The organism is Bartonella sp. MF74HXZ (assembly GCF_042194445.1).
GTDB classification, from domain to species: Bacteria; Pseudomonadota; Alphaproteobacteria; order Rhizobiales; family Rhizobiaceae; genus Bartonella; species Bartonella grahamii.
The window spans coordinates 194,039-205,744 of record NZ_JBHIMW010000004.1; the positions used below are offsets into that span (position 1 = coordinate 194,039).

An 11,706-nucleotide genomic window follows, 5' to 3' on the forward strand; every position below is an offset into this window, starting at 1 on the left:
GGTTGAGCAGTATCCGTTGAGGGGAAGGGTGCACTCTTTTGAGGGCTGGAGTGCATCCTCTACAGTTTGGATGCTGCCTGATGAGGGTTTGGCAGTATCCGTTGAGGGGAAGGATGCACTCTTTTGAGGGCGGAGTGCATCCTCTACAGTTTGGATGCTGCCTTATCAGGGTTTGGCAGTATCCGTTGAGGGGAAGGGTGCACTCTTTTGAGGGCTGGAGTGCATCCTCTACAGTTTGGATGCTGCTTTATCAGGGGTTGGCAGTATCCGTTGAGGGGAAGGATGCACTCTTTTAAGGGCGGAGTGCATCCTCTACAGTTTGGATGCTGCCTTTATCAGGGTTTGGCAGTATCCGTCGAGAGGAAAGGTGTACTCTTTTGAAGGTGGAGTGCATCCTCTACAGTTTGGATGCTGCTTCACGAGAGTGAGCAGTATCCATAGGGAAAGGCCTATTCCGTAAAAAACAGGGATAGCTAAAAGATTTGTTTTTATATTTTTATTGATAGGTTGCTGTATTTGTTAGGGCTATTCATTCTTTATTCTCAACATTTAAGATGATTATGTGATCAGGGTTGTTCGTCAATACAATCGTAAAAGACGCTGAGTATTTTTATAAAAATTAAGATATTTTTGTGCCTTTTTCTTGTTTTTTTTATGTTTACACAAGATTTACACTGCTTTTCAACAGTTTGTTTTTTTGCTTCGCTAATGGCGTTGGCTAAACACTTCAATTATTTTAACTGTTTCAACACCGCCTTAAAATAACAGTGCTTTATAATATGACAAAATGAGCTGTATAACGTTTGATTCTTGTGATTCTTGCGGGATGCTAGAAAGAGGGGGATGTTAGGAGAGATGTTGTATATATTTTTAGTTTATCTTTTAAAGCAGGAAGATCAACATTCTTGAGAAGAATATGAAGTGCTATGGATAAAGCTTCCCTCCGTCTTTCCGGATCTATTTTTTATTCGGTTTGGCGGTTAAAGAGCAATAGCTGAATGGAATCACGCTTGCTTCATGTTTTTATCCTCACGCTTTAGATTTTTTCTCATGGGGATGCCAGTTTTTTAATGGGGTCTTACACGCCTTACGTAAAACAGAATGTTCCAAACAAAATATACTTGTGTTGCACATTTATGTCTTTGTTTAAAAAACATCATGTTGTCTTATCTCACAATAATGTTGGTGAATGGGGATGTTGGTAAATGGGATAATGGAGAAATCTCTTGTGAAGTGGAGAAGCCCTTCTTTAAAATCTCATAAGGGGAAAGTCAGCACTATCATACTATTCTAGCGTCTAATTCTAGCGTCTAATGTGAGGACAACCTTTGGCTCTGGAGAGTGTTCATAAGAGGCATTCTGATTCTTTATCTTTGACGTGTTTTATTTCATATGTCTCTCATGTTGGTAACGTGCAAAAGACACGGCGTTGATTGTTGCAACATGAAATAAATTTAAAATGAGAGAACCCTTATGATATTCGGGTCTCTTATTTTAATTATGAAGAACGGGTGATTATAATGATAAATCAATATGGTGTCGTGATACATCAACCTGTTGGTGGGCTACAGAATAAAGAAAGTCATTAAATATAAGTCATTTTGTTATGTCGTAAAACACTGTCATTTGCGGTTTGGTGATATGAGAGCCAGCCGCCTTGGATATGTTTTAAGTGTTTTTTTAAGGGCGTGGTGAATCTTTAGGGCAGGGCTTGTTTTGTTGCGCCTTGAGTTTAGCTGAAAACCTTGAATGGAAAACCAAGAGTGAAGTCTATCCAAGTTGTTTGTAGATCAGATTGGGTTAAGAATCTTTGTTCTTTGAGGATGGAACGCAAGCCAATATGACAAAAGAATGATCTATTTTGCGGGGAGATTTTATGGAGGAATATAATAAAGCTCATAAGAGAGTGATTTAAGACAATACAGTTATAAAAAAGTACAGTCATAAAAAAAGTCCTCCGTTGCAATCAGAGGACTAAAAGCAGGAGAATTTTAACACTGGCTAGTAGGACATGTTAAAAAAATGAATTTAAAAGACCGTATTCAATCCACAAATTCATACTTACAAAACTATTACGCTACAATTAGCAGAGAATTGAAAAGATATCAATATAAAAAATACTTTTTACAAAAAAGAAGATTGTGTCATTTTGCATTAAAAATTAATGAATACTTTTTTCAATTGAATATTTATTTTGAGACTCGACATTAATTAAACAATTAAATTGTATTTAAATAAACTGTATTTAAAGCTGTTATGATGCATGCAAACATCTTAAACAGAACTTATTCTTCAATAAAAAATGAATAAACTTAAAAGAACCTCATGATTACAGGACTGGTGTGGGGGAAGGATTTTTGTTTTTAAGGGTGTGGAGTGTATCTTGAGTGGGTGTGGAGTGAAGTATTGTCCTTTTGGGTGTGGGGGTGAAGTGGTGGAAGAGGTTGGGGAGAGCTGCTGGATGCTTGAGCCCGTGTGTGGGGGAGATTTCTTTAGAGGGGGCGGGGGCAACATGGGAGGCTGCTTAAAATGGCGAGGAGGGGGATTATTCAAAATGTTTATGGTTTGCATATCCCCAATGAAATGCGAGCAAGTCTAAACAATCTCGTAAATGATCGGCAAGGGAATTTTGTTTGCGTTTTGAAGAACTTAATTCTTTGATTGCTTGTCCATAGCCGATAACGCGTTCAAGCAGTGAATAGCCAAGAATACCCAGTTGAACTTTGATTGTTTTTAAATGATTGGATGCTTCTATTTGACGTTCAATGGGGTGTGTGTACCCTTGGCTACAGGAAACCTTTTCACGGGTGTAGTCAAGGCTCATGTGGAGATCGGCTTGACTTTGACGCCAGTAAAAATAAAAACGTTCTGCCGCTTTATATTGGGCTTTGCTGAGATGTCCTTTCGCATATAAAAGAGCAATGGGATGGCTTTGTGCATTGGCAATGGCATTGATGGTACGCGGATTGCTGGAGTTTTCTGGATGATTGGGTTGAAAATAAGGATTGCTCGTTTCAACAGGGATTTCTTGCGCCTTTAAATGACCAATGTGCCTTCCTTTATCTTGATGGTCAAGTGGGCAGGTTTGCGTATTTTTTCTCTCTTGATGGGTCATATCATCTCCTTAAAAATTATCGTTTGCTTCTCGTTTTTAAAAAATGTTGCTTGCTCTAGGTAAAACAGGGGGATTAGAGGAAGTCATGTGTTGGAGTGTGCGTGGGGGTTGTGCGCTCTTGGGGGTGACTTGGACTGTTGCGCTTGTGTGTGGGAGCCCCATGGATTTGGCTCTTGAAAAGAGAGGTGTTTTGTCGCATGGTGGATTTTCCTTGAATGACTTGATGAGGGAGTGGCGTGATGGCGCGCGGTGCTTTGTCTTTGAAAAGACTGGTATTTTTCTGCATTGTGGCCTATGTCTGTGTGGCTGTTTATGTAGAAATGAAGGCGTTGGGGATGACGTGGGGCGTATTTTTACGGGCTGTGGTATTTTATGGCACTCCTGGCATTTTCCTTATGTTGGGTTATGAAGTAATGCAGCGGCGTGGTGTAAATCAGGGTTTGTTCTTCAAGATGTTGTTGTTGAGCTTCATTTTTGCTGCTGTCATTGATTTTATTTATGCGCAAGCTGAGCTTTTTGGTTTGACTTGGGTGTGGTTCTCAAACAGGTGGGTGTTTAACATTCTTTTTGGCGTTGTCTTTGGTCTTGTCCTTGGGCTTATTTATCGTGGGGCAAGGCGTTTTGGGTTTAGGCTTTCATTCTTTGAAAAGGATTGATCTTTTGCTGCATTTTTGGCATGGTCTCTGATTTTTACTTAATAAAGGAGCGGGGCGTATGGTGGTTGCGCGGGACATGTTTTTGAAGGGGCTGGCGTTTTTCTGCATGATGAGCGTGACCTTTAATTTTACTGCTGTGGGGGATATTGATGCCGCATGATTTGTTTTTTTTGCCATGGTTGGAGGTTTTCTGCTTTGTTGCTCTTGTCTTTGTGTCTGTTTATGCGGCAATGAGGTCTTTCGGGGTTACAAGGAAGGCTTTTTTAAAAAAAATGGCGTTGAGCTTCATTATTATCACTGTCTCTAAGTTTGTTTATGCGCAAGCTGAGCATTTTGGTTTGACTTGGGTGTGGTTCTCAAACAAGTGGGTCTTTCACATTCTTTTTGGCGTTGTCTTTGGTCTTGTCCTTGGGTTTATTTATCTAGGGGCAAGGCGTCTTGGGTTTAGGCTTTCATTCTTTGAAAAGGATTGATCTTTTGCTGCATTTTTGGCATGGTCTCTGATTTTTACTTAATAAAGGAGCGGGGCATATGGTGGTTGCGCGGGACATGTTTTTGAAGGGGCTGGCGTTTTTCTGCGTTGTTGGAGCTGTTGTTGGATTGGCGCATAATGGCGCCAAGCATATGGGGGTTCGCTGGTTTGTGATCTCGAACAATGGGGTGTTTGCGGGCACTATTGGACTTGTTCCTTTTTTTGCTCTGGAGGGGGTACGGTGTATGCGTGTACTGTTGGGGGGCTTAAAAAAATGAGCATTTCTCTTCCCTACGGGCGTGATCTTTGATGTTATTGCTGTGAGGGGTCTTTGATGTCGAACGATTTGATGTTTTGGCTGTTGTTGGGTTTTTTCTGCTTTTTTGCTCTGGCCTTGATTTTTATTTATGAGGGAGCAAAGCGTCGCTCTGTTACAGGGTGGATGTTTTGGAGGTGGGTGGTGCTTTATGGCGTTGTTGCCACCTACCTTGGTTTTGTTTATGTGGGCGTGGGCAGGCGCGCTGTTGACGGGGAGCTGCTCTTAAAGGGGGCGGTGTTTTCTTGCATTTTTGCAACTGTTCTTGGTTTGGTGCATCTGGGCGTCAAGAGTATGCCTGTGGCGGGGCAAGTGTTCTTAAAGGCGGTCATGTTTTGTTGCATGATGGGCTTTATCCTGTGGTTTGCTGCTGTGGGCGTCAGAGATATGGATAGCATAAGGGCGGTATTCTTAAAGGTTTTGCTCTTGTCTTTATTGTTGAAAGTGCTCTTGGGGTTCTTTATACGCGAGCAAAGTGATACGGTGCTACAGAGGTCGTTGCGTGCTTTGAATTTTGTGCTGTTTTCCTGCATTTTTGGTACTCTCCTTTTTTTTACTCGTCTGGGAGCAGAGAATCTAGGGTTGAGCTGGCTTTGGTTCTCGAATGAGAGGGTGTTTTTATTCATTTTTGGATTTACCCTTCCTTTTGTTTGTGAGGGAGCAAGGCGTGCGCGTGTTCTATGGGCTTGGTTCTTAAAGTAGTGTGTGTTTTTCTTTTTCATGGGTGTGATCTTTAATGGGCTTGCTGTGAGGGGTATGTGATGTCGAACGATTTGTTTTTTTTGCTGTTGTTGGTGTTTTCCTACCTTTTTATTGTTGTCGTTATTGGTACTTATAAGGTTTCCAAGCGCTTCGATATTCCGTGGTGGCGAGCGGCGTTTTATTGTATTTTTGGTGTTTCCCTCTTTTTGAAGGAAGTGCTGTTTTACGGCGTTTTAGGAGTCGTCCTTTTTTTAGCTCTTTGGGGGATGGAGAATATGGACATACCATGGGGTCTCCTGTCCTTGATAGGGATCGTGTTTGCTGTAGTGTTGGAGTGGTTCTTGATTTTGCATATGAGGGGGCGGCAAGATGGGGTGCTGACGCGTTGTTTGTGGCTATTGAAGGGGCTGGTGTTTTGCGCCGTTGTTGGAGCGATCTTTTTTTGTTTGCGTTTGGGAGCAGAGAATATGGGGTTGAGCTGGCTTTGGTTCTCGAAGGATTGGGTGTTTTTTATCATTTGTGGATTTATCCTTCCTGTTGTTTCTGTGGGAGCAAGGCGTGCGCGTGTGAAGGCGGAGGCGTTTTTAAAGAGAGTGGGGTTTATGGAGCATTACAGATAACGTCGAGGGAATGTTTGTTCAAAAGAACAGCGATAGCGGTAGGTTTGGGGATCAAACCAGAGCCCTATTTTTCCTTCAAAATCACCAGAACGTTGTTTGGCAATATTCATAATGACGCCAGGGCGTTTGGCTAAATCTGCTTTTTCTTGTGCTAGAGAGGCGGCAAAGATTTTGTCTTCTAACGATCGATTGCGCCAAATGGTGATGATGTTAAAGGCATTGGCGCCAATTTCTGAGGCACCTTTAATGTCTTCTGTGCTGGGGATGTCTTTATCCAGACCGCCTTTGCGGGCGTGGGCTACAAGATGAATGTGTACACTGTTTAAAACAGCCCAATCAACCATTTTATAAACGGCTTGTTCTTGTCTTGCATAATCATCAGAGGCAATGCCAAGCCGCATGAGACTGTCGATGATAAATTGATCGCAGCCATAGCGCGCACGACAATAGTCAAAGACATCAAGCAAGGTGTCAACGCTTGATTTGCCAACATGTTCATAAAGAATAAGCCCATCGTCTAAAAAATGAAGAATCCGTTCAATTGTCTCTTTTGTAGGCTTTTCTAAGCCGCCCGTTTGTTTGGTTAAGCGCCGTAAAGATTGTTCTCCTTTCATTTCTAGAGAGGCTAAGCAAAGGCGACTCTTTTGCGCAATCCAATGGGGAATACAGTCTGATAACAATTGGCTTTTTCCTGCACCACTCGCACCGCTCCAAAGCGTTAATTCTGCTGGGCGGAAATGCAATTTGTCCTTCAGTTTAGGATAGGGAACCGTATAACCAAGATGTTTTTCAGGCTCTGGCCAAAAAAGCCCTATTACTTGATCTTTATAGTCTGAGGCGCGCCGTAAACCTTCTGGGGCAAAGCTTTGTGCTGAGGAAAAGGCGGCTTTTATGGTGGCTTTATCAATCCCTGCGGTTAAACAATCATTGGCATCTTTAAGGGGTAAACGGACACGGTAGCAACGGTGGCGTCCAAGCCTGCTGGCAATTTCACGGGCTGCTTCTTCTCCGGGCTGGTCCATATCGGTGGCTAAAAAAATCGTTTCAAAAGATTCTAAATGATCAAATTCATTTTCAATCCAGTTGTGTTTGCCTCCACGTCCTCCCCCAAAGGGAACAGAAACCGCCGGATATCCATAGGCAGCTAAGGAAAGCGCATCAATTTCTCCTTCAGTGATAACAATTGTACGGTTTGTTGAAGAAAAAGTGGGAAATGGCGCGTGCTGGGTTGCCTGTTGGTCCGTGTGCGTGGAGGCGGGATTGGTTGAGGGTGTATTTTGGGATGCCTGTGTAGAGGCATGGTTGTTTGAGGCGGTGTTTTGGTGTGCCTGTGTAGAGGCGTGGTTGGTTGAGGGTGTATTTTGGTGTGCCTGTGTAGAGGCGGGGTGGGTTGAGGCGGTGTTTTGGGATTCCTGTGTAGAGGTATGGTTGGTTGAGGGTGTATTTTGGGATGCGTGTGTAGAGGCGTGGTTGGTTGAGGCGGTGTTTTGGTGTGCCTGTGTGGAGGCGAGGTTGTTTGAGGCGGTGTTTTGTGATGCCTGTGTAGAGGCGGGGTGGGTTGAGGGGGTATTTTGGGATGCCTGTGTAGAGGTTGGGTTGGTTGAGGGAGTGTTTTGGGATGCGTGTGTAGAGGCGTGGTTGGTTGAGGCGGTATTTTGGGGCACGTGTGGGGCGTGGTTGGTTGAGGGTGTATTTTGGGATGCCTGTGTGGAGGCGGGGTTGGTTGAGGGGGTGTTTTTGGGGGAGCAAAGGGCTTGCCAACCAAACAAAATCGGTTCACATTGAGAGGCGGTTGGTTTGCTTTTTGCTCCTGCTTGCGCGAGCCGTTCTTTAACTAGAGCAAGGGTGCCATCGGGTTTATAAAAGGGGAAAATGATTTTTTCACCATTTTCTCCTATGCGGTAACGCTTTATAACCTCTAGAGGAATGTGGCGTTCTTTGTGGAGATAGTTTTTTACCAGATTCTGCGGGCTCTGCCCTGTAGGAACCGGTGGACGGCGATAGGAACGATGAGGGACCATAAAGGGTTTTGGGCGTGTCAGATTGAGAGTCGCGCGTGCTTCTTCTAATGCTTGAGAGAGGCTAATGCCTTTGACTTCACACCAAAGGTCTAAAAGATCTCCTCCAGTGCCTTCTGCAAAATCATACCAAAGTCCTGCTTTACTACCACTCAAGCAAATTGATAAACTTTGACCAGCTTCACCACGTGTGTTGCCTACAATCCAATTGTTGCCTCGTTTGTGCCCTTGGGGAAGAAGCATTTCTGCTATTCTATCGGCTTGTGAGATAAGTTTTTGTTTGATTTCAAAAATTGTGCTCATGGTTATTCGTGAAATGATTGTTGTTTTTCTCAAGATGTGGGGGAATTCTCTTTTTGCTGTTCTAGCTGTTCGATCTGATAGTGAAATCCGTGGTGCTATGGGGCTTTGCCAGTCTACTTTGAGCGCTTCTTTGTCGCTCTTTGCTTGCCAATAGTCGCGAAACTTCTTGGTTTGCTAATGGGCTTGGCTTTCACTCAAACCTTTTGAAACTGCTGCCTTGATGTCTGCTTGCTAATGCTCAGGAAGACGGTACCCCTTTTGGCAAAGGCGGTCATTGGAAGAAGGGTGTTGCTCGAGAAAGAGGGGGTGGATGCTGAAAGGCTGACGAGCGTTGTTTGAAGGGTATGATCTTTGCTGAAAGTTTCTGAAACTGCTGCGTTGATAACTATTTGCTAAGGGCATGGAAGACGGTACCCTTTGGCAATTGAGGCAGTGGGTTTTTTGTTGGAAGAAGGCGGGATGGATACACAGAGGCTGGAGAGCTTTTGTGTTCCTTTGCGTGCAAGAGATGAGGCGTGTAGGGCGAGCGCTTTTGTGGTGAGAGCAGTAGGGGTGGTGTTGGCTCGTTTTGCTGTATGAATAGCTTATTTCATTGTTGTTTTTATTATTATTTTTATGGTTTTGAAACATTTTTTGTCCCCGCGCGTGCTTGAAAAATAGGTTGTTCGTGTGATGTCAAAAATTGTCGCTATAATTGATCAAACTGCGGTAAAGCATGTCGTTGCTCTCAGAGATGAAAGATGAGGAGCTCCCCTGTTTTTGCTGTTCTAGCCGTTCGATTTCACGGCGAAACCAGTTGCGCCATGTGGCTTGCCAGTCTACTTTGAGAGCTTCTTTACCGCTTTTGGCTTGCCAATAGTCGCGAAACTTCTTGGCTTGCCAATGGGCTTGGCTTTCACTTAAACCTTCTGAAACTGCTGCCTTGATGTCTGCTTGCCAATGCTCAGGAAGACGGTGCCCTTTGGCAACTGAGGCAGTGGATTTTTTGTTGGAAGAAGGCGGGATGGATACAGGAAAATTGCTGGGTGGGAGGTTGGTGGCGGATTTTGTTTTTTCCCCCGTGACAATTTGCGCAATAGGGGCGGGGGCGAAATCGGCTTGTGGAGCGTTTGAGGGGGAGGCGTTTTTTTGCTCCGCTTCTTCTTGTGGAGGGGAAGGGAGAGCAGAATCAAGAGCTAAAGAGAGAGACTGCTGATCGCTTTGTTCAAAGTTTTCTTCACAGGAAAAACAAGGTTCTGTTTCATCACACAAAATTTTCTTTTCTAAAACACCGTAAGGTGTTTCCTTTTCTTCTGCCTTTTGAGCTTTTGAGCTTTGTGCAACATCTTTTGTACTTTCGTTGAGCAGTTGTTGAATCTCTGCATTGATTTTCTTGCGCTTTTTTGCCGAAGAACGACCCGCAAAGGATTTTTGTTCAAGCAATTTTTCACGCTCTTGAAAAACATTTTCGCAACGCTTGTTCCATAATCCATTGGCTAAATTTAAAATCTTACCCTCTTGGATGAGCATCTCTAAAACATTAACAAAAGTTCGCTTGTCACAACCACAAAGACGCGCTAAACGTTCTTTCGATATTTCTAGAGGACGACCGCGTGCATACATTTCATTGAGAAGAATCGTATAGATTCCAATTTCGTGTGCACGCATCCCACGAACACCTCCTAGAAAGTCATTTTGATACCAACAAACATACGGAAGCCTAGACGATTCATAATGAGGAGTTTCTTGTTGATTAGCGTGTTTCATACTGCAATCTACTTTCTTTTTTTTTATACATTTTTATTGACGATAAAAGCGCAAATAGGGATTTAACTTGTGTTTTTGTTTGGCTCTGTTTGATGATGACGAGAGGCTTCTTTACGACGTTTATAAATGATTGGGTGTGCTTGAAGCGCATGCAAACTTACAATTTAAGATTGCGGTGATGGAAAAAATAAAGAGTACCACACATTTTCAATGTATCTGCTTTGGGGTATTTGCTTTGGGCAGTAACTTTTGGAGGTGGCCTTTTATGGGATGGTTAAAGTGTTTTTATGATCCAAAAATAAAAAATTTTTCCCCCTAAAAGTAAAATTTGTTTCCTTAATTTTATCCTTTTTAGAGGATAATGCAAGCCCGTTTTATAAAAAGGGCGTGTTTTTTTAAAAAGACGCGCTATATGGTGGAATTATGAATATCGATGGTTGGCGTCAAAGATTAAGAATCGCTTTGGAAAAAAGTGGGCGGTCAAAAAGATCTATCTCCCTCGCGGCCGGTAAAGGCGCGGGGTACCTTCATTCTATTCTTTCTGAAGGAAAAGAACCAACAATCGAATCTCTCTCGCGAATTTGTCACGAAATTAATATCAGTATGAATTATATTCTTTACGGAAAAGGGGCCAGCCCTGAAGATAAAGAATTTATAGAGCTTATTTCAAAACTCTCTCCGCAAGAGAGACAGGCGATTTTGACTCTTTTGCGGCGACCCGTTGACGAAGCTCCAAAATAAGTTCTTTCTGTGCTTTTGAATCAAGACGACTCCAGTATTTTATTAATATTATATCACTCATTTTATCTCTCCTGTGTGGTTATAATTGCAATCGAGTAAGAACAAATAGAGAACAACAAAGGGACATGAGGGGAACAAAGAATGATAGATTTTTATTTACATATGTCATTTGGACCCCGTAGAGATTTAAAATATATCTTTTATGAAGGATAAAATGGTTGACATCTCTCCTATAGAGGAGATAAGACTAACGCTATATTTAGTCTTGTCAAGATAAGGCTATGCTTTATCAACTATCTAAAGGGGGAAATCATGAAAAATATTCCATTCGTTAAAGAGGATGAAATCATTATCGTTTTATGCGAAGAGGAAAATCCTAATACTTATGAAGGAACAATCGACGAAATCGAAGAAGTGCTCGAACTGATTGAAGAATGTGAAACTGTTTATAGAGTTTTACGACTCGACCTGACAACTTCTCATGCTGAAGATGTTACGGAACAAATCGCTGATTTTTATGTAGAAAATCATGAAGTGAATGAAGAAAATACGCCATTGCAGCCCTTCGTTTTGAATAGTGAAGCTTATCATGTTTGTTTAAATGAAAGAGCGGCTTGCGATTATGAAGATAATCTCTATGGCTCTTATGAAAAACAGCATCGTTTACGCCCATGTGATGTCTTGACAGATTATTGGTGGTAAACATGCCAAGTTATCTCAAGACTTCGTATCAAGGGATTCCACTTTATTATGCTGGAAATACGCGAAATTTAATCAGACTCGAACCACAAAAACACAACGCTATTCTTTTCATATCGCAAGAGGTGGCTCAGTTGATGGTAAAAAAATTGGAGGAAGAATATTACCGCCATGATTTTTCCGTCGTGCAATAGCTAGATTGAAAAACGATGCCGCAATGAAAGGGCAAGTGCTTTTTTATTGCGGTGATCATGATGCGCGTTATGTTTTCTTTCTTAGGGGGCTTGGGGGAATTTTAGCTGATATGAGACGGGGGGG

Annotated in this window: 13 protein-coding genes; 10 read left to right on the forward strand and 3 right to left on the reverse strand. The window is 42.6% G+C overall.

The window, feature by feature from the left end:
- Positions 1 to 2,545 precede the first annotated feature (2,545 nt).
- Positions 2,546 to 3,115 (reverse strand): hypothetical protein, encoded by a 570-nt coding sequence (locus ACFIJ8_RS05060; RefSeq protein ID WP_375639135.1) that lies wholly within the window; start codon positions 3,113 to 3,115, stop codon positions 2,546 to 2,548.
- Positions 3,116 to 3,354: 239 nt separating this feature from the next.
- Here ACFIJ8_RS05060 and ACFIJ8_RS05065 point away from each other — a divergent pair, with 239 nt between their 5' ends.
- The 5 genes from ACFIJ8_RS05065 to ACFIJ8_RS05085 all read left to right on the forward strand — a co-directional run bounded on the left by ACFIJ8_RS05065 (position 3,355) and on the right by ACFIJ8_RS05085 (position 5,881).
- Positions 3,355 to 3,771, forward strand: coding sequence for a hypothetical protein (locus ACFIJ8_RS05065; protein ID WP_375639136.1), 417 nt, complete (start codon positions 3,355 to 3,357; stop codon positions 3,769 to 3,771).
- Positions 3,772 to 3,920: 149 nt separating this feature from the next.
- Positions 3,921 to 4,244 carry a hypothetical protein gene (locus tag ACFIJ8_RS05070; protein ID WP_375639137.1) on the forward strand — a complete coding sequence of 108 codons (324 nt, stop codon included), beginning with the start codon at positions 3,921 to 3,923 and terminating at the stop codon, positions 4,242 to 4,244.
- Positions 4,245 to 4,302: 58 nt separating this feature from the next.
- Positions 4,303 to 4,521 carry a hypothetical protein gene (locus ACFIJ8_RS05075; RefSeq protein ID WP_375639138.1) on the forward strand — a complete coding sequence of 73 codons (219 nt, stop codon included), beginning with the start codon at positions 4,303 to 4,305 and terminating at the stop codon, positions 4,519 to 4,521.
- A 56-nt stretch (positions 4,522 to 4,577) separates the two neighbouring features.
- Complete coding sequence (locus ACFIJ8_RS05080) at positions 4,578 to 5,261, forward strand: hypothetical protein (RefSeq protein WP_375639139.1); 684 nt, start codon at positions 4,578 to 4,580, stop codon at positions 5,259 to 5,261.
- Positions 5,262 to 5,320: 59 nt separating this feature from the next.
- A complete protein-coding gene (locus tag ACFIJ8_RS05085; protein WP_375639140.1) occupies positions 5,321 to 5,881 on the forward strand; it encodes a hypothetical protein in 561 nt (186 codons plus the stop codon).
- Here the strand turns inward: ACFIJ8_RS05085 and ACFIJ8_RS05090 are convergent.
- On the reverse strand, positions 5,872 to 8,202 hold the full coding sequence (locus tag ACFIJ8_RS05090; protein WP_375639141.1) for a toprim domain-containing protein: 2,331 nt from the start codon (positions 8,200 to 8,202) through the stop codon (positions 5,872 to 5,874). The two genes, ACFIJ8_RS05085 and ACFIJ8_RS05090, sit on opposite strands and share 10 nt — an antisense overlap.
- Between ACFIJ8_RS05090 and ACFIJ8_RS05095 the strand changes: the two genes are divergently transcribed.
- Positions 8,201 to 8,356 carry a hypothetical protein gene (locus ACFIJ8_RS05095; protein ID WP_375628862.1) on the forward strand — a complete coding sequence of 52 codons (156 nt, stop codon included), beginning with the start codon at positions 8,201 to 8,203 and terminating at the stop codon, positions 8,354 to 8,356. The two genes, ACFIJ8_RS05090 and ACFIJ8_RS05095, sit on opposite strands and share 2 nt — an antisense overlap.
- 263 nt (positions 8,357 to 8,619) lie before the next feature.
- Complete coding sequence (locus ACFIJ8_RS05100) at positions 8,620 to 8,781, forward strand: hypothetical protein (RefSeq protein WP_375628864.1); 162 nt, start codon at positions 8,620 to 8,622, stop codon at positions 8,779 to 8,781.
- Between the two features lie 96 nt (positions 8,782 to 8,877).
- Here ACFIJ8_RS05100 and ACFIJ8_RS05105 read toward each other — a convergent pair whose 3' ends face one another.
- Complete coding sequence (locus ACFIJ8_RS05105; protein ID WP_273788624.1) at positions 8,878 to 9,948, reverse strand: DUF1376 domain-containing protein; 1,071 nt, start codon at positions 9,946 to 9,948, stop codon at positions 8,878 to 8,880.
- Positions 9,949 to 10,371: 423 nt separating this feature from the next.
- Here ACFIJ8_RS05105 and ACFIJ8_RS05110 point away from each other — a divergent pair, with 423 nt between their 5' ends.
- From ACFIJ8_RS05110 to ACFIJ8_RS05120, 3 genes are all read left to right on the forward strand, one after another.
- Positions 10,372 to 10,689: an XRE family transcriptional regulator gene (locus tag ACFIJ8_RS05110; protein ID WP_273788625.1), complete on the forward strand. Its 318-nt coding sequence runs from the start codon at positions 10,372 to 10,374 to the stop codon at positions 10,687 to 10,689.
- A gap of 312 nt (positions 10,690 to 11,001) precedes the next feature.
- A complete protein-coding gene (locus tag ACFIJ8_RS05115; protein WP_273788626.1) occupies positions 11,002 to 11,391 on the forward strand; it encodes a hypothetical protein in 390 nt (129 codons plus the stop codon).
- A 2-nt stretch (positions 11,392 to 11,393) separates the two neighbouring features.
- The gene (locus tag ACFIJ8_RS05120; protein ID WP_273788627.1) at positions 11,394 to 11,582 is read left to right on the forward strand and encodes a hypothetical protein; all 189 of its coding nucleotides are present in this window, start codon (positions 11,394 to 11,396) and stop codon (positions 11,580 to 11,582) included.
- Positions 11,583 to 11,706: the final 124 nt, after the last annotated feature.

Excerpts from the sequence above, each read along its gene's own strand:
- ACFIJ8_RS05060 (WP_375639135.1), bottom strand. The coding sequence starts at position 3,115 with ATGACCCATCAAGAGAGAAAAAATACGCAAACCTGCCCACTTGACCAT.
- ACFIJ8_RS05065 (WP_375639136.1), top strand. The coding sequence starts at position 3,355 with ATGGCGCGCGGTGCTTTGTCTTTGAAAAGACTGGTATTTTTCTGCATT.
- ACFIJ8_RS05070 (WP_375639137.1), top strand. The coding sequence starts at position 3,921 with ATGCCGCATGATTTGTTTTTTTTGCCATGGTTGGAGGTTTTCTGCTTT.
- ACFIJ8_RS05075 (WP_375639138.1), top strand. The coding sequence starts at position 4,303 with ATGGTGGTTGCGCGGGACATGTTTTTGAAGGGGCTGGCGTTTTTCTGC.
- ACFIJ8_RS05080 (WP_375639139.1), top strand. The coding sequence starts at position 4,578 with ATGTCGAACGATTTGATGTTTTGGCTGTTGTTGGGTTTTTTCTGCTTT.
- ACFIJ8_RS05085 (WP_375639140.1), top strand. The coding sequence starts at position 5,321 with ATGTCGAACGATTTGTTTTTTTTGCTGTTGTTGGTGTTTTCCTACCTT.
- ACFIJ8_RS05095 (WP_375628862.1), top strand. The coding sequence starts at position 8,201 with ATGGTTATTCGTGAAATGATTGTTGTTTTTCTCAAGATGTGGGGGAAT.
- ACFIJ8_RS05090 (WP_375639141.1), bottom strand. The coding sequence starts at position 8,202 with ATGAGCACAATTTTTGAAATCAAACAAAAACTTATCTCACAAGCCGAT.
- ACFIJ8_RS05105 (WP_273788624.1), bottom strand. The coding sequence starts at position 9,948 with ATGAAACACGCTAATCAACAAGAAACTCCTCATTATGAATCGTCTAGG.
- ACFIJ8_RS05110 (WP_273788625.1), top strand. The coding sequence starts at position 10,372 with ATGAATATCGATGGTTGGCGTCAAAGATTAAGAATCGCTTTGGAAAAA.
- ACFIJ8_RS05115 (WP_273788626.1), top strand. The coding sequence starts at position 11,002 with ATGAAAAATATTCCATTCGTTAAAGAGGATGAAATCATTATCGTTTTA.
- ACFIJ8_RS05120 (WP_273788627.1), top strand. The coding sequence starts at position 11,394 with ATGCCAAGTTATCTCAAGACTTCGTATCAAGGGATTCCACTTTATTAT.